Here is an 18,432-nt window from a genome sequence, read left to right as displayed (position 1 = left end):
GCGCGATTACGGTTTCGGATAAGACGCGCTACGGTGCCACTTAGAACGCGGCAAAGTTTGCGGCCGAAAATGCCGCCTACGGTCTCGATTTGAATTCATTGAAGTCCTACGTAACCGAGATCCGGGGCAGGCGCCCGCCGAGCCCGATCCATGAGGAACATCATGACCCGTTCACGGCAGTTGCGCCTCGGCGCTTTCATGCGCCCCGTCAGCCTGCATACCGGCGCATGGCGCTATCCCGGCTCCTATCCCGACGCCAACTTCAATTTCGCACACCTGAAATCCTTCGCGCTGGCGCTGGAGCGGGCGAAGTTCGACGCCTTTTTCATGGCCGACCACCTCGCCGTACTCAATATGCCGGTCGAGGCGCTGAGGCGCAGCCACACTGTGACCTCCTTCGAGCCCTTCACGCTGCTATCTGCGCTGGCGGCGGTGACGGAGCGCATCGGCCTCGTCGCGACCGCTTCCACCACATACGACGAGCCCTATCACATCGCCCGGCGATTTGCCTCGCTCGACCATATCAGCGGCGGCCGTGCCGGCTGGAACATCGTCACGACGTCCAATCCCGACGCCGCGCTTAATTTCGGCCTCGACGAGCACGTGGAGCATGGCGAACGTTATCATCGTGCGCGCGAGTTCTACGATGTCGTGACTGGTCTTTGGGACAGCTTCGCCGATGACGCCTTCATCCGCGACCGGGAAAGCGGCCTGTTCTTCGATCCGGAAAAGATGCATGTGCTCGGTCACAAGGGCGAGGAGCTCAGCGTTCGCGGGCCGCTTAACATTGCCCGCCCCCCGCAAGGCTGGCCCGTCATCGTCCAGGCCGGCCAGTCCGATCCCGGCCGTCAGCTCGCAGCCGAGACCGCCGAGGTGGTGTTCTGCTCACCGCGTGACCTTGCCGCCGGCAAGGCGCTCTACGCCGATATCAAGGGCCGTATGGAGGCCATCGGCCGCAGCCGCGATCATCTGAAGATCCTGCCGGCCGCCTTCGTCATCCTCGGTGACAGCATCGAGGAGGCCCGCGCCAAACGCGCCACCCTCGACAGCCTTGTGCATTACGACAGCGCCATCGCCTCGCTCTCGATCGCGCTCGGCCATGATGTTTCCCGCTTCGATCCCGACGCGCCGCTGCCAGCCGATATTCCCGACACCAATGCCAGCAAGACCGGCCGGGCGCAGGTCTTGAAGCTCGCCGCCGAGGAAAGGCTGACCGTGCGCCAGCTGGCGCAGCGTTACGGCGGCTATACCGGCCTCGCCTTCGTCGGCACGCCGATAAGCATTGCCGACGAGATGGAACGCTGGCTGGAGGAAGAGGGCTCGGACGGCTTCAATGTCGTATTCCCCTACCTGCCGCAGGGCTTGATGGATGTCACCGAAAGGCTGATCCCCGAGCTCCAACGCCGCGGCCTTTTCCGCAGCGAATACGAAGGCACGACGCTGCGCGAGCATCTCGGCCTGCCGCGGCCGGAGAACCGGTTTTTCGCCGCAGGCGCATGAAGAACAGCTCGCGAGCGCTCAGCTCGGCGTGCCGGCAAAGCGCCAGGGATCGATGCATTCGACACCGAGCGGGAGGAAATGCGCGACATTGCGCGTCACCAGTTTCAGCCCGTGCTCCAGCGCCGTGGCTGCGATCATCGCATCGGCGGAGGGACGCTTATCCGCGGTCGGCAGCAGGCCGGCCCGGCTTGCCGTCGCCGTATCGAACGGCAGGATGCGCCCGGCGAATTCCGCCAGCACGATCTCGTCCATCCAGCGGTAGAGATCCTGGGCGAACCCAGCGTCCCTTGTGCGCTCGCGCTGAATGCCGAACTGGATTTCCATGATCGTGACCGCTGAGAGATAGGCTTCGGCGACGGAAAACTCCTTCATGAAGTCTTGGAATTCCCGCGCCTGCCGTTCGACCCTGCGCGCGGCGGAGACGATATTCGTATCGAGGAGGAACACCATCAGAACTCGACGGTCCTGTCGTCGAAGCCGACCCGCTCGGGCTCGAATTCTCGTTCATCCGCCCGAGGATCGCGCAATGCCGAAAAGAGCGTCTTCGGCGCTTTCCAATTCGCCTGGAATTCGGCGTAGCTGACAAGCACATAGGCTGCCTCGCCGTGATCGGTGATCACGAGCGGCCGCTCACTTGCCTCCTTCTTCGCCTTGCTTGGATTCTGGTTGAAGGCGGCGCTGGTCATGAAAGACATTCTCATCGGAAAGTTCCATACTACATTTACGAAAAAATATACTACATCATGTCTACTTTACAAGACGCTCAGGTCAGGGCTCCGGGCTCCGATCTCAAATGCGTCGCTTTCGCCGGATACCAGTTCCAGCGGCCAGATGATGTTGCGGCCGCCATCCGGATAGAACGCGCGATAGGCCGGCATGTTGGCGAGAAGCGTCTGGCCGATCGCGATGCCGAGATCGTGGAGCGACATGCGGAAGCAGCTGAGCGAGGGCTGCAGGAAGCGTGCGCGCGGAGCATCGCGGAAACCTATGACCGCGAGGTCGCGACCGGGGAGGATCCCCGATTCCGTCAGCCGTCGGTAGAGGCCGATCGCCATGATCTCGTAGATCAGGATGACTGCGGTCGGGCGGTCTTCAAGCTGCAGCAGTTCCTGTGCTGCGCGGTAGCCGCCTTGTTCGCTCGACTTGACGCGAATGACCAGCAAGGGATCGAAGCGGATGCCGTGCCGTTCGAGCGCACGGCGATAGCTGTCGACAAAGACGTAGCCGAGGTTGGCCTCGGACGATGGCGCAGTGATCGCGATCCGGCGATGGCCGCGCGCGACCAGCCTTTCAACAGCGCGTTCGGCGACCCCCTCGAAATCCAGATCGACCCAGGGGAAATTGCTGGTTGAAAGGCTGCGGCCGACAGCGAGGAAGGGAATCTTTGCCCGCAAGAGAAGATCGATGCGCCGATCGATACGCTGCGTGTTGGAGATGATCATCGCATCGACGATACGTCGCGCCACCATGCGCTTCAGATATTCGCACGGGTCCTCATCGGCCGGGCAGGGGAGCATCAGGAGGTCGAGCTTATGGCGGGCAAAGCAATGCTGCAGCCCGCTGGTGACCCCAAGGAAAAAGTTGTCGGCATTTTCGACCACTTCCTGGCTGGATTCAATCATGAAGCCGATGACTTTCGTCTCGCCCAGCCGGAGGCTTCTCCCCGACTGATCGGCGACATAGCCGAGTTCCTCGGCGGCCGCCAGCACGCGCCGGCGAGTTTCCTCGTTCACGTCAGGTTTGCCGTTCAGCGCACGGGAGACCGTGCCGATTGAGATATCAAGGTGTTCCGCAAGCTGGCGAATGCCTCTCGCTGCTGACGCTTTTCCTCTGCTCCGCATTTTCGCATTTCGCCTCTATTGACAGCGGAAAATGTTTTCGCCTACAGTCGTAAACGTTTACGGGATGCGTGTCACCAGGAGAGTTGGCGCCACTCCCTCGGAGGAAATCGTGAAATTCAGTGCCATTCTGTGCGGGTGCGGAGCTATGTCCAAAGGTTGGTTGCGCGCCATCGCTTCCAACCCTCAACTCGCCGATTCCATCTCCATCGTCGGCCTCGTCGACCTGAACCGGGAGACGGCGGAAAAACTCGCCGCCGAATTCAATCTGGAAGGCGCCGTCATCGGCTCGGACCTGTCCGACGTCATCGCTGCCACCAGGGCTGATCTCGTCTTCGACATCGTCATTCCGTCCGCCCGGTATGATGTCGTTTCGACCGCGCTCAAAGCCGGTTGCCATGTGCTCAGCGAAAAGCCGATGGCGGCCTCGCTTGCCGAAGGCGCTGCGCTGATCGACCTCGCCGCAGAGACCGGCCGTATCCATGCCGTCATCCAGAACCGACGCTTCATATCGGGGGTCAGGCGCCTGCGCCGTTTCGTCGACAGCGGTGCGATCGGCGATCTCACCGCCATTCACTGCGACTTCTTCATCGCGCCGCATTTCGGCGGCTTCCGCGAGGAGATGGACAATGTGCTGCTGCTCGACATGGCGATCCACACGTTCGATGCCGCCCGCTACGTCGCGGATCAGAAGCCGCTCGCCGTCTATTGCGTCGAACGCAACCCGAAGGGCTCCTGGTACCGGCACGGCGCCTCGGCCAATGCCATTTTCGAATTTTCCGACGATATCGTCTTCACCTACCGCGGTTCCTGGTGCGCCGAAGGCGAGCGCACCAGCTGGGAAAGCCAGTGGCGTCTCGTCGGCTCGAAGGGCATGCTGACCTGGGACGGCGAGGAGAGCTTCAAGGCCGCCGTCGCCGGCGAAGAGCCCGGCCTCTTGCACGGCTTTGCTTCCGTAAACGTTCCCGATCCGGAACATGACGAGGAAACCCACGGCCACGCCAGCGTCATCGCCGATTTCATCGCAGCGATCGGCACGGGCAAACAGCCTGAGACCGTCAGTTCCGACAATATCAGAAGCCTTGCCATGGTCTTCGGCGCGATAGAAAGCGCCAAGACCGGCCGGCGCATCGAAATTTCAGCATAGGATGACGTGACGTGAGCAACCCTGCAAAATCCATTCGCATCGGCACCATGGTCAGCGGCAACAAGGGTGATGCCGCCGCGCGCATCGGTCAGATCGCCGGCCTCGGCTTCGAAAGCTTCGAGCCTTTCTTCTGGCAGACGACCAAGGGGCAGAACCTTGCCGAGCTCGGCAAGCGTTGCCTCGATGCAATCGGCGATCGCGACATCACCATTTCGACGCTCGGCATGTTCGGCAATCCGCTCGAGGAGACGGCGATTGATCTCGAAACCCTGCAGGGCTGGAAAGACTGCATCGATAACGCCCACCATTTCGGTGCCACCTGCGTTGCCGGTTTCACCGGCCGTGTCCGCGGCAAGCCGCTGACCGATAGCCTGCCGCGCTACAGGGAGATCTGGAGCGAGCTTGCCAAGCGCGCCGCCGACAAGGGCATCAAGATCGCCTTCGAGAACTGCGCGATGGATGGCAACTGGGCAAGCGGCGACTGGAACATTGCCCACAATCCCGACGCCTGGGAGCTGATCTTCAACGAGACGCCGGATGACCATATCGGCCTCGAATGGGAACCCTGCCACCAGATGGTCTACCTCATCGATCCCATGCCGCAGATCCGCAAATGGGCGCACAAGATCTTTCATGTGCATGGCAAGGACGCGACCATTCGCTGGGAGGTCATCAAGGAACACGGCATCTTCGGCAAGGAGAAGTTCGTCTTCATGCGCACGCCGGGCTTCGGCGACAGCAACTGGACCGACATCATCTCCGAACTGCGCCTTGCAGGCTGGTCCGGATCGATCGACATCGAAGGCTGGCATGACCCGGTCTACCGCGACGAGCTCGAGATGACCGGCCAGATCTATGCGTTGAACCACCTCAAGCATGCCCGGGGCGGCGAATTCGTCGTCGATCCGGTCTGATGACATCGTGGCCGGCAAAGAGGAATTGCCGGCAACGGGGATAACCACAAAGGAGGAGAACCATGGCTATCCGCAAATATGCAATTCTCGGCGCTCTGGCGCTTACAGGCGTTTCGCTCTTCGGCCTCTCGGCCAAGGCCGAGGACGTCACGTTGACGCTCTGGTCGCTCGACAAGGACACTCAGCCGGCGCCGAACCTCGTCAAGGAATTCAACGCCCAGAACAACGGCATCAAGATCGAATACAGGCTGATCCAGTTCGACGATGTCGTCACCGAGGCGATGCGCGCCTATGCCACCGGCCAGGCGCCGGATATCATCGCCGTCGACAATCCGGAGCACGCGCTCTTCTCATCGCGCGGCGCCTTCCTCGATCTCACGGATATGATTTCCAAGTCGAGCGTCATCAAGCCGGACAACTATTTCCCCGGCCCGCTGAAATCTGTCGAGTGGGACGGCAAATATTACGGCGTGCCGAAAGCGACCAACACGATCGCGCTCTACTACAACAAGGACATGTTCAAGGCGAAGGGCCTCGACCCAAACAAGCCGCCGCAGACCTGGGATGAGCTCGTCGAGGATGCGCGCAAGCTGACTGACCCCGCCAAGAACATTTACGGTCTTGCTTTCTCGGCCAAGGCCAACGAAGAGGGCACCTTCCAATTCCTTCCCTGGGCGCAGATGGGCGGCGGCGGCTACGAGCACATCAATGCCGATGGCGCGGTGAAGGCGCTCGAGATCTGGAAGACGATCATCGACGAGAAACTCGCTTCTCCCGATAGTCTGACGCGCGGCCAGTGGGATTCGACCGGCACCTTCAACTCCGGCAATGCGGCCATGGCGATCTCAGGCCCATGGGAGCTCGACCGCATGATCCAGGAAGCAAAATTCAACTGGGGCGTCACCCTGCTTCCGGTTCCCAAGGAAGGGGCTGAGCGCTCGTCGGCCATGGGCGATTTCAACTGGGCGATCTTCGCCAGCAGCAAACATCCGGCCGAAGCCTTCAAGGCGCTCGAATATTTCGCCTCGCAGGACGACAAGATGTTCAAAAATTTCGGCCAGCTTCCGGCCCGCTCCGACATCTCGATCCCGGAAAGCGGTCAGCCGCTGAAGGATGCCGCCCTCAAGGTGTTCCTCGAGCAGCTGAAATACGCCAAGCCGCGCGGCCCCCATCCGCAATGGCCGAAGATCTCCAAGGCGATCCAGGACGCCATCCAGGCCGCACTCACCGGCCAGATGAGCCCGAAGGACGCGCTCGACCAGGCGGCCGACAAGATCAAGGCTGTACTAGGGTGAGGAGCGGTTCGGCGCTGTCGAAGCAATCGATCCAGTGAGTCGACTGCAGCGACGAACGCCCGAAGCGCGAGCGCAGGGCCGGGGTCGCCACTTCTCCCTCTTCTTCTCCCCGCCGGGGGGAAGAAAAATCTAACCTTTTCCTCCCGGCAGGGGCTGTCTTCCGCATCAAGCGCCAGGCGGCCCCGTTCGGGATATCGGAGGACCCATGAAGAGGATCCTGACGAGCGTCAGGGACGGCCGCGGTTTCGACATCGTGCTGGTCGCCTTTCCCCTTGGCTTTCTGTTCCTGATGGCGGGGCTGCCGCTCATCTACAATGTAGTGATGAGCTTCCAGGAGGTTGACATGTTCAGCCTCGGAACCTTCTCGCGCCCCTTTGTCGGCTTCAAGAACTACACGGACCTCTTCGCGCAGCCGGAAACGCTGCCGATCCTCTATAACACCCTCATTTTCGTCGTCGGCTCCATCGCCGGTCAGTTCGTGATCGGCTTCGGCCTGGCGCTGTTCTTCTGGGTCAATTTTCCTGGCGCTTCCTGGATGCGCGGCCTGTTCCTCGTCTCCTGGGTGATGCCCGGCCTGGTGGTCGGCGCCATCTGGAACTGGATTCTCTCGGGCGATTTCGGTGTGCTGAATTTCATCCTCAAAGAGAGCGGCATCATCTCGGGCAACATCTTCTGGCGCTCGGACCCGCATTATTCGCTTTATGCCGTGATCATCGCCAATATCTGGCTCGGCACCTCGTTCAACATGATCCTGCTGTCCGTCGGTCTGGCCGGCATTCCGGCCGATCTCTACGAAGCGGCCGAGCTCGACGGCGCCAATGTCTGGCAGCGTTTCTGGACGATCACCTTGCCGATGATGCGCTCGACGATCGGCGCCATCATTGCGCTCGGGCTGATCTTCACCCTGCAGCAGTTCGATCTGTTCGCCGCGATTACCTCGGGTGGACCGAACAATTCGTCCAACGTCACGCAATACTGGGCCTGGGATCTCTCCTTCCGCCAATACGACTTTGCCAAGGGCGCGACGATCTCCGTCATCATGATCGTCTTCGTGATGTTCGCATCCGTCGTCTATGTCCGCTCCACACGTCACGAGGTGCGCGGATGAGCACGACGACGAACCGCGACCGCCTGATGCTGGCAATATCGATCGCCATGGCGGCGATCTATCTCTTTCCGCTCTACTGGATGTACATAACCGCGCTGAAAAGCGGCTCGGAAATGTTCGCCACACCTCCGAGCTTCTGGCCGGCCGCACCGCAATGGGGCACCTACACCTATGTCTGGGAAAGCCGCGATATGGGCCGCTATCTCTGGAATTCGCTGCTGATCGCGCTCGGCGCCATGGCGCTCATCACCGTGCTCGGGGTCGGCTGCGCTTATGTGCTCGCGAGATATCGCAACGTCTGGGTCGATGTCGGCCTGTTCCTGATCCTGATGCTGCAGGTCCTGCCGGCTTCGCTGATGATCACGCCAATCTTCGTCGGCTTCTCGCAGATCGGCCTGCTCTCCTATCCGCGACTTGCCGTCATCATCGCGATTGCGGCAAAGAGCATGCCCTTCTTCGTCGTTCTGGTGCGGGCAACCTTCATGAGCGTTCCCCAGGAACTGGAGGAGGCGGCGCTCGTCGACGGCAATTCGCGCGTCGGCGCCTTCTTCAACATCGTGCTGCCGCTCGCCCGCAACGGCATCCTCGTCAGCGCCATCCTGATCTTCATGCAGGCCTTCGGCGAATTCGTCTATTCGAAGTCGATGATCCAGGCGGCCGAGCTTCAGCCGGCAAGCGTCGGCCTCAACTCCTTCATGGGGCCGAACACCAACGAGTGGAACAACATCATGGCCTACGCCACGATGTATGTGACGCCGATCCTCGCCATCTTCGTTCTCTTGCAGCGCCGCATCGTGTCCGGCCTCACCTCTGGAGCCCTGAAATGACCACGCAGATCGAGCTCAGAGGCGTCAACAAATATTACGGCGCCTTCCATGCCCTCAAAAATATCGATCTTTCCATCGCCAAGGGCACTTTCGTCGCCCTCGTCGGCCCTTCCGGCTGCGGCAAGTCCACGCTGTTGCGTTCGCTCGCCGGCCTCGAAAGCATCTCGACCGGCGATCTCAGGATCGCCGGCGAGCTGATGAACCGCGTGCCGCCGCGCAAGCGCGACGTCGCCATGGTCTTCCAGTCCTACGCGCTTTATCCACATATGACGGTCGAGGAAAACTTGACCTACAGCCTGCGCATCCGCGGCGTCGCCAAGGCTGAAGCCAAGAAGGCCGCCGAAGAGGTGGCGGCCACAACCGGCCTGTCGCATCTCCTGAAGCGCTATCCCCGCGAACTTTCCGGCGGCCAGCGTCAGCGTGTCGCCATGAGCCGCGCCATCATCCGCCATCCCAAGGCCTTCCTGTTCGACGAGCCGCTCTCCAATCTCGACGCGGCGCTACGCGTCCATATGCGCAAGGAAATACGGGCGCTGCATGACCGGCTGAATGCCACCTTCGTTTACGTCACGCACGATCAGGTCGAAGCGATGACGATGGCCGACCATGTGGTGGTGATGCGCGACGGCGTTATCGAACAGCAGGGCGCACCGCTCGACCTCTATGACCGGCCGGCAAACCGATTTGTTGCCGGCTTCATCGGTTCTCCGGCGATGAATTTCATTCCGGCGATCGTCGCGGAAGACGGCAAAAGCCTGATCCTGGATTTTGGTGCGGTGAAACAGAGGCTTGCGCTCAACCGCGACATCGAGCCCGGACGCAAGCTCGTCGCGGGCGTGCGGCCGGAGCATATCGGAGTCGTCGAAGCGGGACAGGGCAGCTTCAATGTGCCGATCGCCTTCGTCGAATCGACCGGCTCGTCGACCTTCATCGTCGCGGCGACCGAGCCCGAATTGACGATCGTCGAGTCGCGCCGCGACCGGGTCAAGGCTGGAGAGATGATCGGGCTTTCGATCGACCCAGCCCAGATCCACCTCTTTGACGCATCGACCGACCGCCTGATATAGCAACCGCCGTGCAAGCGCGTGGGCAGCTTCATAAAATCATCATCCGCCTCTGCGAAGGGAGTGGTCCGCACGATTCATTCCGTCATATCTGCAGCATTCGGATTTCCACATGACATCCTCTCCGACATCAGCGCGTCTTTCCGCGAATGCCTCATCCCGCCTCATCATTCTTGCCGAAACGGTATTGAAGGCGGGCGAAACCGCCCGCAGTGCGCTCCGGCGGCGAACGTCCCAGGAAATGCTCGCCAAGGCGCCGCGCGACTATCAGACCGAGATCGATGTCGCCGTCGAGCGGATCATCGTCGAGGAAATGATCAAGGCCTTCCCGGATTACGCCATCCAGGGCGAGGAAGCCGTCGGCAACCGTGCGGCGGGGCCGGACACGCCGGTCGTTTACATCGACCCGATCGACGGCACGACAAACTACGCCTGGGGCTTGCCGCACTTCGGCATGACGATCTCGATCGCTGAAGGCGGCAGGCTCGTCGCCGGCGTCGTCTATGACGCCATGCAGGACGAACTCTTCAGCGCCGAACTCGGCGGCGGCGCCTTTCTCAACGGCGAGCGCATCCGCTGCGCCGAGGTAGACGACATCGAGAACGTGCTCATCGGCGCCGGCCTGCCGATCCCCGGCCAGGTCCAGGCGGTTGCAGAGGAAACCTATTTCGAAGCCATCAAGCGCCTGATGGCCAATACCGCAGGCGTGCGCCGCCTGGGCTCGGCAGCCCTGTCGATCGCCTATGTCGCCTGCGGCCGGCTCGACGGTTTCTTCGAGGACGGGCTCTCGATCCATGATTTCGGCGCCTCGGCGCTGATGGTCGAAGAGGCCGGAGGCATCGTGACCCGCTTTTCCGGCGCGGCGGTCGACGGGCGCGGCGATATTCTTGCCGCCAGCAAGGCGCTGCATCCCTGGCTGCTGGGCGGCTTCTCCACCAAAGCGTAATGCTTCAAACCGGCAACAGCCGCCCAGCTTCCGCATCGTTCCTTGCCGGCATCGACTGATGCACAAGGGCATTGTCGCGAAAGGCAAAAAAGCTCACGAAACTCGGCTCGACCTTCATTCCGGCCTGAACCCGATCGTCCGGCGGCACCATCGCCTTCAGGCGAGTGCCGTCGGCAAGATCCACCTCGATCATTTTATGCGTCCCGAAATCGACGGTGCGATGCACCGTCGCGGCATCGACCCGCTCCGAGGGACGAATCGTCAGCGCCTCCGGGCGGGTGGCCAGTGTCACCGGACCGTCTTCGACGGGAACGGGCAGAGGAAAGAGCGTGTGTTCGCAGACACCGTTTCTGGTGTGGCTCTCGACGAAATTCATCGAACCGATAAAGCCGGCGACGAAGGCCGTCTGCGGCTGCCGGTAGATGATGCTCGGCGGCGCGATCTGCTCGGTGCGCCCATCGCGCATGACGACGATGCGGTCGGCAAGCGCCAGGGCCTCGTCCTGGCCATGTGTGACGAAGAGCGTGGTGATGCCCAGGCGCTGCTGGATATCGCGCACCTCCTCCCGCAATCTTTCGCGCAGGTGCTGGTCGAGGCTGGCGAAGGGCTCGTCGAGCAAAAGGATCTTTGGCTCGAGCACCAGCGAGCGGGCGAGCGCGACACGCTGCTGCTGCCCGCCCGACAGCTGGCTCGTCATCCGCCGCCCGTAATCGGCGAGGCCGACGAGCGCCAACGCGTTCTCGACGCGCTCGCGGATTTCCGCTTTTGGCAGCCGTCGAAGCTTGAGACCGAAGGCGATGTTGTTGAAGACGTCCATATGAGTCCAGAGGGCGTGGCTCTGGAACACCATGCCGGTCGGGCGCCGCTCGGGCGGCAAGTTCGTCACGTCCCTGGCGTCGATGCGGATCGTTCCGCCGCTCGGGCGTTCGAAGCCGCCGATCATCCTGAGAAGCGTCGACTTGCCGGAGCCGGACGGGCCGAGCAGGCATACGAGTTCGCCGTCGCCGACTTCAAGCGAGAAGTCGCGAACCGCGAAGGCGGTCCCGAACAGCTTCGAAACACCCTCGATCGCCAGATGTGCCATTCTCAAATCCTTCCCTGAATTGCCGTGCGGCGGCTTACGCGCCGAAACCTCTCGCAAAGGCGCCGGTGCCGACGACGCGGCGCGCAAACATCAGCGCGATGAAGGACGGCACCCACAGCATGACGGAAAGCACGGCCCCGTATTGCACGACGATCTGGTTGTTGATGAAGCTGATCATCAGCACCGGCATGGTGCGGATCTCGGGCGCGCCGATCAGCCAGGCGCCCTCGGTTTCGTAGAAGGTGCCGACGAAGGTCAGAAGCAGTGCGGCGGATATGGTCGGAGCTGCCTGCGGCAGCGTGATCGACCAGAAGACGCGCAGCGGCGTTGCCCCGGCATCACGCGCCGCCTCTTCCATGCGCCGGTCGACGTTCTGGAAAGCGGCGACCGGGATCCAGATCATCAGCATCAGCGTGCTGACGAGCTGGATCAGCACGACACCCCAGAATGTGCTGATCAGGCCAAGCTGCAGAAAGATGCCGGCAATGGCAACGAGCAGGCCGAACTTCGGAAAGGCGTGCGACGCCAGGAACGAGAGAAAGAGGATATTCCTGCCGGGAAAGCGCATGCGCGCGAAGGCATAGGCCGCGGGAAGGCAGATGACGGCGGAGAGAACGGTGACGGTCGTCGTCAATCGAAGGCTGAGAAGGAGTGCCTCCCAGACATCGGGACGCGCCAGCGTCTGGCCCCAGAAGCGCAGACCGAACTGTTGCGGGATCACCGAGGGGTAGCGCCACACTTCGGTGAAGGCCCATGTTCCGACGACGAGGAGCGGCAGCGCGATAAACAGCGTCAGCAGGCCGGCAAAGAGCAGGCCGATCCAGTCGAAGCGAGGTTTCATAGCTGGTCTGCCGTCGCTCATGGTCTGGTCTCGCGGCTGCGGGCAATTGAGCGGACATAGAAGATGCCGAAGACCAGGCAGATACCGAAGGTGATGACGGCCTGCGTCATGGCGTCAAGCGGATTGTTCATATCGGCGAAGGTGCGCTGCATGAACGGTCCCATCATCTCCGGCGATGCCGGGCCGAGCACATAGGGAAGGGTGAAGGCGGAGAAGATGCCGAGCACGGCGAAGGAAGCGGTCACCAGCAGCGAATTGCCCATGCGCGGCAGGATGATCGAAACAAGGACCCGAAGCGGCCTTGCGCCGACGTCGCGGGCGGCCTCGATCGCACTGTTCGAGACGGAGGAAAGCCCGGCCGTCAGCATCAGCACCGTCAGGGGCAGATTGTCCCAGACGAGGCCGATGACGGGACCCCACGGCGTCAGATAGGGCGTGCGCAGCTTGGGCAGACCGACGGCGTTCAGCAGCAGGTCGACGGTGCCGTTCGGACCGATGGTTCTAATCAACGCATAGGCGAGGATGATCGACGGCACGAACATCGGAAAGATCGCCACGGCTTGCACATAGGCGGCGAGACGCCCTTGCGAAAACCTGAGGTAAAGCGCGATCGGGAGACCGATCGCTAGAAGCAGGATGCCGCAGACGGCGGTGGTCCAGAGCGTCACCCAAAGATTGCTGAGGCTGTAGCGATCGCTGAAGAAGAAGCGATACGAGGCCAGCGACAATTCCGTCGCTCCGTCAGCACCCCGAACGAAGATCGTACCGACGACCGCCGAGAAGATAGGAAAGATGATCAGCCATGCGAGCAGGAAGACAGGCATGGCGACAAGAAGGAGCCCGATCGAGCTCCCCCTGTCGATGAACCGGGAGCGGCGCGGAGCCGCCGGCGCAGCCTCGGCAGACATCAGGTGCGGCTGATGCCAGGGGCAACGTTGCGGTACCAACCGTCGTTGATCGCCGTTTCCCAATCGCCGCTCGGGAAGGTCGGGATGGTCGAGGGGATGACGTCGGCATATTTCTTGCGCAGATCATCGGAGATATGGTCCCAGGAGATGCCGGGGAAACCGCCGATCTCGGTGATGATCGCTTCCTGCATTTCCCTGGTCAACATGAAGGCGGCGAGCTTCAGCGCCGCATCCTTGTTGGCGCCGTTCGAGAACACGGTAATCCTCGAGAAGCCGCCGCAAAGGGCGAGATCGCCGAGCTGCACCAGACCGGTCGTATCCGGCAGCACACCCTGGGAAATCGCCTGCAGTACCTGGTCCGACCAGACCGGCACCATGGTGACGACGCCCTGGGCGAGCAGCTGGATCGACTGCGTGTTGCCGGCCGTGTAGGCGCCCTTGTCATAGAGCGAAGGGGCGAGGTCGCCCAGGATCTTCCAGGCAGGCGTCAGGGCCTCACCGGCAAAGTCGGCGGAGAAATTGTCGACCTTGAACTTGCTCGGATCGCGGCCGTTGACCTCGTGAATCGCGCGGCGGACGAAGTTGCCGCCCGAGCCGCCCTTGTCAGGCCTGTTATAGATGAACTGGCCCGGATAGGCCTTGATCCACGCGGTGAGTTGCTCCCAGCTCTTCGGCGCATCCTTCGGGTCGAGTTTCGTCGTGTCGTAGGCGAGCAGGACCTGCGAGCCGCGATAGGGAAGGGAGTAGGGGGTATCGAGGGCGAGCGGGTTGATGCGGTCGTAGCCTTCGATGTTCTCGGCGGAGAGCTTGACCCAGAGGCCGGCATCGATGCCGCCGGACGGCAGGCGCGGATCGAAATGCTCGAAGAGATCGGCCTGCGGATTGGTTTTGCTCTTCAGGGCTGCGAGTGCACGGTCAGCGATGGCGCGCAAGCCGTTATTGTCGCCGGCGTCCGTCACCTTCACGGCAAGGCCGGGATGGGCCTTTTCGAAGGCGGGACGGATGATGTTATTCCAGAGATCGATGATGTTGGCGTCCGAACCGCTATAGAGGTCGATCGTGCCAGCCGCGGCTGATGCGAAGCGCGGAAGAGCCAGAAGACCGGCCGCAGCCGACGATGCGATCAAAAATTCACGCCTGTTCATAACCCATCTCCATCAGGTGTCGCGGCTCTGTCTCCGCGGATTGTCCTGGGCTTTGCTAGCGTCGGCGCGTAACATCGGCATGACAGGACGGCCCTGTTCGAAAGGAAATTGCACAGCTGTGCTGATTTCCGCCGTATGGAATTCGGCAGCAGGAGACACTATCTCTCGGCAAACAAGGAGATATCAAATGACCGAAGAACGTGCAGTACTCGCCGGCGGCTGCTTCTGGGGCATGCAGGACCTCATCCGCCGGTACAAGGGCGTGATCTCGACCCGCGTCGGCTATACAGGCGGCGATGTGCCGAATGCCACCTACCGCAACCACGGAACCCATGCCGAGGCGATCGAGATCATCTTCGATCCCACCCGGATCAGCTATCGCGAAATCCTCGAATTCTTCTTCCAGATCCACGACCCGACCACGCGCAACCGCCAGGGCAACGACGTCGGAACGAGCTATCGCTCGGCGATCTTCTACGTCAGCCCGGAACAGGAGCGCGTCGCCCGCGATACGATTGCCGATGTCGACGCATCGGGCCTCTGGCCCGGCAAGGTCGTCACCGAAGTCGTGCCGGCGAGCGATTTCTGGGAGGCCGAGCCCGAACATCAGGACTATCTGGAGCGGATACCGAACGGCTATACCTGCCACTTCGTCCGGCCGGGCTGGAAACTGCCGGCCCGCCAGAAGATCGCCTGACGCTCTTCATGCATGCCGGCATCTGGATGCCGGCATGCATCGCTGCTGCATCGACTTGCCCGACCTCAGGATATCGTGTGGCCCGCGATTGCGCGCACCACCTCGTCGATGTCCAGATCATGAATTTCGTGTCCTCCGCCAATGATCCGGTGCAATCTTGCGTTCGGGGCGGCACGCGTGAAGGCCTCTCCATGCTCGATTGGAAATAGCGGATCTGATGTGCCGTGGATTGCGAGTACCGGCTTCTCTATTCGGGATGCATGTAAGGTTGCCCCCTCATTTCCGCTCAACAGCATGAAGTGGTTCGTCGCACTGACATAGGATGGTGCGCGGTCCATATCGCGGACAATCAGAGCGCTCGCGGCCTCGGCGTCGTGCGGATGCTTCGTGCCGGCAAGCATGGCTGAGTCACACCGTATGAAATCAGCGATGGCTTCAAGGTCGGACCAGTCGATTTTCTCGGCAGCGGCGGAATGTTCCTTGTAAGCTGCGGTGGAGGAGGGCAACCCGCCGACCCCGACTGGCGACGAACTGATCAGGGTGAGCGTCCGCACCCGCCGGGGATGACGCAGTGCGGCCTCCTGCGCAACGAAACCGCCCATCGACATTCCCACCAGATGCGCGGCTTCAATTCCATAACCATCGAGAACGGCGATGGCGTCGTCGGCCAGATCGCTAAACGAATAGCTCGGCTCGCCTGGCGGATAATACGTGGAAAGCCCCGTATCGCGCTGGTCGTAGCGAATGACGTAGCGTCCTTGGACGGCGAGTTCCTCACAGAACCTTTCCGGCCACCACAGCATGGAAGACATCACTCCCATGATCAGCAGCACGGGTGGGCTGGCCGGATTGCCGAATGCCTGGGTCTGGAGCTGCACACCATGGAACTCGACGACCTTGTCGGCGACCGGAGACGATCTGACTGCTTCCATGGCCTTACATCCGATTGCTTATTGAAACCGGTTTTACAATCTTTTTTGACGAACTTGAGAACCGAGGATGGGCGTAATGGCGCTGGATCTTGCCGACTTTTACGACGCAGAATTGGCGCGACACAATTGGCAGCTTCGGGATGCTGCCAATGTCGGCACCGCTGACCGGGTGCTCGATATCGGCTGCGGTGCGGGGCAGACGACCCGCGAGGCCGCCCGCGCCGCGACGCGGGGAGAAGCGGTCGGTGTGGACAGCTCCGCGGAGATGCTGGAGATCGCGAGGCGGCGGAGCGCCGCCGAGGGTCTACGCAATGCCGCCTTCGAACAGGGCGACGCAGAAGTCCACGCATTTCCCGCTGCCAGTTTCGACCTCTGCATCAGCCGCTTCGGCGTGATGTTTTTTGCCGACCCGGCGGCGGCCTTTGCCAATATTGGCCGGGCGATGCGTCCGGGCGCACGCCTTGCGTGGATGGTGTGGCAGAGCCGGGAGCGCAACGAGTGGTCCGATGCTATCCGGCAGGCTCTGGCGGCGCCGGCTACGGTTTCCGCAGGCACTCCCGATCCGTTTTCGCTCGGCGATCCTGCTGTCGCTACCGAGCTTTTACGGACAGCAGGCCTTACTTCGATCGACTTTATCGACGTTCGGGAACCGGTCTTCTACGGACCAAATGTGGATACGGCACTCGATGCGCTCGCCGGCCTCTATCTCGTGAAAGACGCGCTTGCACATGCTGGTGAACCGCCCGAAGAACCGCTGCGGCGGCTGCGCGATTTGCTGGAGCTTCATATGACCTCCGAAGGCGTATTCTTCGACTCTCGCGCATGGATCATCACGGCGCGCCGGGCGGCGGCATAGAGCAGAGGCGAACAGCACCTCGAATTCGTCTTTCAACAGCGAGGCGCATAGTCCAGGCCGCCGTCGATCCGGGCCGGACGACCATCCAGGAAAAGTTCGCCGATGCGCGGCGCCGAGCGGGCGACGACCTTGCCGCGGCGGATCACCGCCAGCCGGTTCGGCTTCAGCCGCAGCGCCTCCAGCGGGTCGCGCGCCTGGAGGATCACCAGATCGGCGTTGCATCCTTTCTCCAGGCCGTAGCCTGCAAGGCCCATCGTTTTCGCCGAGTTGACGGTCAGGGCGTCGAAGATCTTCTTCTTGTCTTCGATGCCGGCCATCTGCGCGACATGGATCGCCATGTGGCCAACCTCCAGCATGTCGCCCGATCCCATCGAATACCACGGGTCCATCACGCAATCGTGCCCGAAGGAAACATTGAGCCCGGCATCCATCAATTCCCTCACACGGGTCATGCCGCGGCGTTTCGGATAAGTATCGTGCCGTCCCTGCAGCAAGATGTTGATCAGCGGATTGGGAATGACGTTGATCTCCGCCTCCGCCATCAGCGGGATCAGCTTGGAAACGTAATAATTGTCCATCGAATGCATCGACGTCAGATGAGAGCCGGCAACACGACCCTGCAGGCCGAAGCGAATGGTTTGCGCAGCCAGCGTCTCGATATGGCGCGACAGCGGATCGTCGGTTTCGTCGCAATGCATATCGACCGGCAGGCCGCGATCGGCAGCGATGCGGCAGAGCGCCTCGACCGAGGCCGTGCCGTCACCCATCGTCCGTTCGAAATGGGGAATGCCGCCGACTATGTCGACGCCCAGGTCGAGAGCCTTGTTGAGTGCCTCGATCGCGCCCGGCGAGCGGTAATAGCCGTCCTGCGGAAAGGCGACCAGTTGCAGGTCGATATAGGGCGCCACTCTTTCGCGGACCTCGATCATCGCCTCGACCGTCACCAGCCTGGGATCGCTCGTATCGACATGGCTGCGGATGAAGAGCAGGCCCTGCGTCACCGCCAGATCGCAATAGCGCAGAGCGCGATCGACGAGTTCTTCTCTCGTCACAATCGGGCGCAGTTCCCCCCAGAGCGCGATGCCTTCGAGCAAGGTGCCGGAAACGTTCATGCGCGGCAGGCCGAGCGACAGGGTAGCGTCCATATGAAAATGCGGATCGACGAAAGGCGGACTGACCAGCCTGCCGGTTGCGTCGATGTCTTCCACCGCCTGCGCCTGGAGATTGCGCTCGACAGCGATGATCCTGTCGCCCTTGATGCCGATATCGACGCCGGTGCGGCCATCGGGGAGATTTGCGTTTCTGACGATCAGATCGAACATCGGAACCT

At 61.8% G+C, this 18,432-nt stretch carries 19 protein-coding genes; 10 read left to right on the top strand and 9 right to left on the bottom strand.

The features are described 5' to 3' along the window. Positions 1-162 precede the first annotated feature (162 nt). Complete coding sequence (locus FFR93_RS29950) at positions 163-1,500, top strand: LLM class flavin-dependent oxidoreductase (protein WP_138395836.1); 1,338 nt, start codon at positions 163-165, stop codon at positions 1,498-1,500. 18 nt (positions 1,501-1,518) lie between these two features. Here FFR93_RS29950 and FFR93_RS29945 read toward each other — a convergent pair whose 3' ends face one another. From FFR93_RS29945 to FFR93_RS29935, 3 genes are read right to left on the bottom strand one after another with little or no spacing between them, the layout of a single operon-like run. Continuing rightward, positions 1,519-1,950: a type II toxin-antitoxin system VapC family toxin gene (locus tag FFR93_RS29945; RefSeq protein ID WP_138395835.1), complete on the bottom strand. Its 432-nt coding sequence runs from the start codon at positions 1,948-1,950 to the stop codon at positions 1,519-1,521. Beyond that, on the bottom strand, positions 1,950-2,201 hold the full coding sequence (locus tag FFR93_RS29940) for a type II toxin-antitoxin system Phd/YefM family antitoxin (protein WP_082928066.1): 252 nt from the start codon (positions 2,199-2,201) through the stop codon (positions 1,950-1,952). Before FFR93_RS29940 ends, FFR93_RS29945 begins: the two co-directional genes overlap by 1 nt. A gap of 51 nt (positions 2,202-2,252) precedes the next feature. After that, positions 2,253-3,341 carry a LacI family DNA-binding transcriptional regulator gene (locus FFR93_RS29935; RefSeq protein ID WP_138395834.1) on the bottom strand — a complete coding sequence of 363 codons (1,089 nt, stop codon included), beginning with the start codon at positions 3,339-3,341 and terminating at the stop codon, positions 2,253-2,255. 109 nt (positions 3,342-3,450) lie between these two features. On the opposite strand from FFR93_RS29935, the gene FFR93_RS29930 reads away from it, so the two are divergent. The 7 genes from FFR93_RS29930 (at position 3,451) to FFR93_RS29900 (ending at position 10,639) form a co-directional block, all read left to right on the top strand. Next, complete coding sequence (locus FFR93_RS29930) at positions 3,451-4,485, top strand: Gfo/Idh/MocA family oxidoreductase (protein ID WP_138395833.1); 1,035 nt, start codon at positions 3,451-3,453, stop codon at positions 4,483-4,485. Positions 4,486-4,496: 11 nt separating this feature from the next. Then, entirely contained in the window at positions 4,497-5,399 is a 903-nt protein-coding gene (locus FFR93_RS29925; RefSeq protein WP_138395832.1) for a sugar phosphate isomerase/epimerase, read from the top strand. Between the two features lie 62 nt (positions 5,400-5,461). Then, positions 5,462-6,694: a sugar ABC transporter substrate-binding protein gene (locus FFR93_RS29920; protein ID WP_138395831.1), complete on the top strand. Its 1,233-nt coding sequence runs from the start codon at positions 5,462-5,464 to the stop codon at positions 6,692-6,694. 205 nt (positions 6,695-6,899) lie between these two features. After that, on the top strand, positions 6,900-7,802 hold the full coding sequence (locus FFR93_RS29915; RefSeq protein ID WP_064710418.1) for a sugar ABC transporter permease: 903 nt from the start codon (positions 6,900-6,902) through the stop codon (positions 7,800-7,802). Continuing rightward, the gene (locus tag FFR93_RS29910) at positions 7,799-8,629 is read left to right on the top strand and encodes a carbohydrate ABC transporter permease (protein ID WP_138395830.1); all 831 of its coding nucleotides are present in this window, start codon (positions 7,799-7,801) and stop codon (positions 8,627-8,629) included. Before FFR93_RS29915 ends, FFR93_RS29910 begins: the two co-directional genes overlap by 4 nt. After that, positions 8,626-9,696 carry an ABC transporter ATP-binding protein gene (locus FFR93_RS29905; RefSeq protein ID WP_138395829.1) on the top strand — a complete coding sequence of 357 codons (1,071 nt, stop codon included), beginning with the start codon at positions 8,626-8,628 and terminating at the stop codon, positions 9,694-9,696. The genes FFR93_RS29910 and FFR93_RS29905 overlap by 4 nt, the downstream gene beginning before the upstream one ends. 109 nt (positions 9,697-9,805) lie before the next feature. Then, positions 9,806-10,639: an inositol monophosphatase family protein gene (locus FFR93_RS29900; RefSeq protein ID WP_138395828.1), complete on the top strand. Its 834-nt coding sequence runs from the start codon at positions 9,806-9,808 to the stop codon at positions 10,637-10,639. A 4-nt stretch (positions 10,640-10,643) separates the two neighbouring features. On the opposite strand, the gene FFR93_RS29895 is transcribed toward FFR93_RS29900, so the two are convergent. From FFR93_RS29895 to FFR93_RS29880, 4 genes are read right to left on the bottom strand one after another with little or no spacing between them, the layout of a single operon-like run. Next, on the bottom strand, positions 10,644-11,723 hold the full coding sequence (locus tag FFR93_RS29895; RefSeq protein ID WP_138395827.1) for an ABC transporter ATP-binding protein: 1,080 nt from the start codon (positions 11,721-11,723) through the stop codon (positions 10,644-10,646). Between the two features lie 34 nt (positions 11,724-11,757). Next, on the bottom strand, positions 11,758-12,585 hold the full coding sequence (locus FFR93_RS29890; RefSeq protein WP_138395826.1) for an ABC transporter permease subunit: 828 nt from the start codon (positions 12,583-12,585) through the stop codon (positions 11,758-11,760). Then, entirely contained in the window at positions 12,582-13,472 is an 891-nt protein-coding gene (locus FFR93_RS29885; RefSeq protein ID WP_138395825.1) for an ABC transporter permease subunit, read from the bottom strand. The genes FFR93_RS29890 and FFR93_RS29885 overlap by 4 nt, the downstream gene beginning before the upstream one ends. Beyond that, complete coding sequence (locus FFR93_RS29880; RefSeq protein WP_138395824.1) at positions 13,472-14,617, bottom strand: extracellular solute-binding protein; 1,146 nt, start codon at positions 14,615-14,617, stop codon at positions 13,472-13,474. The genes FFR93_RS29885 and FFR93_RS29880 overlap by 1 nt, the downstream gene beginning before the upstream one ends. Before the next feature lie 187 nt (positions 14,618-14,804). Between FFR93_RS29880 and msrA the strand changes: the two genes are divergently transcribed. Further along, on the top strand, positions 14,805-15,314 hold the full coding sequence (gene msrA, locus FFR93_RS29875; protein ID WP_138395823.1) for a peptide-methionine (S)-S-oxide reductase MsrA: 510 nt from the start codon (positions 14,805-14,807) through the stop codon (positions 15,312-15,314). A gap of 65 nt (positions 15,315-15,379) precedes the next feature. Here the strand turns inward: msrA and FFR93_RS29870 are convergent, their stop codons facing one another. Then, positions 15,380-16,246, bottom strand: a complete 867-nt coding sequence (locus FFR93_RS29870; protein ID WP_138395822.1) for an alpha/beta hydrolase — start codon at positions 16,244-16,246, stop codon at positions 15,380-15,382. 76 nt (positions 16,247-16,322) lie between these two features. On the opposite strand from FFR93_RS29870, the gene FFR93_RS29865 reads away from it, so the two are divergent. Further along, positions 16,323-17,102 (top strand): class I SAM-dependent methyltransferase, encoded by a 780-nt coding sequence (locus FFR93_RS29865; RefSeq protein ID WP_138395821.1) that lies wholly within the window; start codon positions 16,323-16,325, stop codon positions 17,100-17,102. A gap of 32 nt (positions 17,103-17,134) precedes the next feature. Here the strand turns inward: FFR93_RS29865 and FFR93_RS29860 are convergent, their stop codons facing one another. After that, positions 17,135-18,424, bottom strand: a complete 1,290-nt coding sequence (locus tag FFR93_RS29860) for an amidohydrolase family protein (RefSeq protein ID WP_138395820.1) — start codon at positions 18,422-18,424, stop codon at positions 17,135-17,137. Between the last annotated feature and the right edge of the window lie 8 nt (positions 18,425-18,432).

This window comes from Rhizobium sp. MHM7A (assembly GCF_005862215.1).
GTDB lineage: Bacteria > Pseudomonadota > Alphaproteobacteria > Rhizobiales > Rhizobiaceae > Rhizobium > Rhizobium bangladeshense.
The sequence above is the reverse complement of the archived record's forward strand: the minus strand, read 5'-3'. Positions and strand labels throughout refer to the sequence as shown.

Bases quoted from the DNA above. Each gene is read 5' to 3' on its own strand.
- FFR93_RS29950 (WP_138395836.1), top strand. From the start codon at position 163: ATGACCCGTTCACGGCAGTTGCGCCTCGGCGCTTTCATGCGCCCCGTC.
- FFR93_RS29945 (WP_138395835.1), bottom strand. From the start codon at position 1,950: ATGGTGTTCCTCCTCGATACGAATATCGTCTCCGCCGCGCGCAGGGTC.
- FFR93_RS29940 (WP_082928066.1), bottom strand. From the start codon at position 2,201: ATGAGAATGTCTTTCATGACCAGCGCCGCCTTCAACCAGAATCCAAGC.
- FFR93_RS29935 (WP_138395834.1), bottom strand. From the start codon at position 3,341: ATGCGGAGCAGAGGAAAAGCGTCAGCAGCGAGAGGCATTCGCCAGCTT.
- FFR93_RS29920 (WP_138395831.1), top strand. From the start codon at position 5,462: ATGGCTATCCGCAAATATGCAATTCTCGGCGCTCTGGCGCTTACAGGC.
- FFR93_RS29915 (WP_064710418.1), top strand. From the start codon at position 6,900: ATGAAGAGGATCCTGACGAGCGTCAGGGACGGCCGCGGTTTCGACATC.
- FFR93_RS29910 (WP_138395830.1), top strand. From the start codon at position 7,799: ATGAGCACGACGACGAACCGCGACCGCCTGATGCTGGCAATATCGATC.
- FFR93_RS29905 (WP_138395829.1), top strand. From the start codon at position 8,626: ATGACCACGCAGATCGAGCTCAGAGGCGTCAACAAATATTACGGCGCC.
- FFR93_RS29900 (WP_138395828.1), top strand. From the start codon at position 9,806: ATGACATCCTCTCCGACATCAGCGCGTCTTTCCGCGAATGCCTCATCC.
- FFR93_RS29895 (WP_138395827.1), bottom strand. From the start codon at position 11,723: ATGGCACATCTGGCGATCGAGGGTGTTTCGAAGCTGTTCGGGACCGCC.
- FFR93_RS29890 (WP_138395826.1), bottom strand. From the start codon at position 12,585: ATGAGCGACGGCAGACCAGCTATGAAACCTCGCTTCGACTGGATCGGC.
- FFR93_RS29885 (WP_138395825.1), bottom strand. From the start codon at position 13,472: ATGTCTGCCGAGGCTGCGCCGGCGGCTCCGCGCCGCTCCCGGTTCATC.
- FFR93_RS29880 (WP_138395824.1), bottom strand. From the start codon at position 14,617: ATGAACAGGCGTGAATTTTTGATCGCATCGTCGGCTGCGGCCGGTCTT.
- msrA (WP_138395823.1), top strand. From the start codon at position 14,805: ATGACCGAAGAACGTGCAGTACTCGCCGGCGGCTGCTTCTGGGGCATG.
- FFR93_RS29870 (WP_138395822.1), bottom strand. From the start codon at position 16,246: ATGGAAGCAGTCAGATCGTCTCCGGTCGCCGACAAGGTCGTCGAGTTC.
- FFR93_RS29865 (WP_138395821.1), top strand. From the start codon at position 16,323: ATGGCGCTGGATCTTGCCGACTTTTACGACGCAGAATTGGCGCGACAC.
- FFR93_RS29860 (WP_138395820.1), bottom strand. From the start codon at position 18,424: ATGTTCGATCTGATCGTCAGAAACGCAAATCTCCCCGATGGCCGCACC.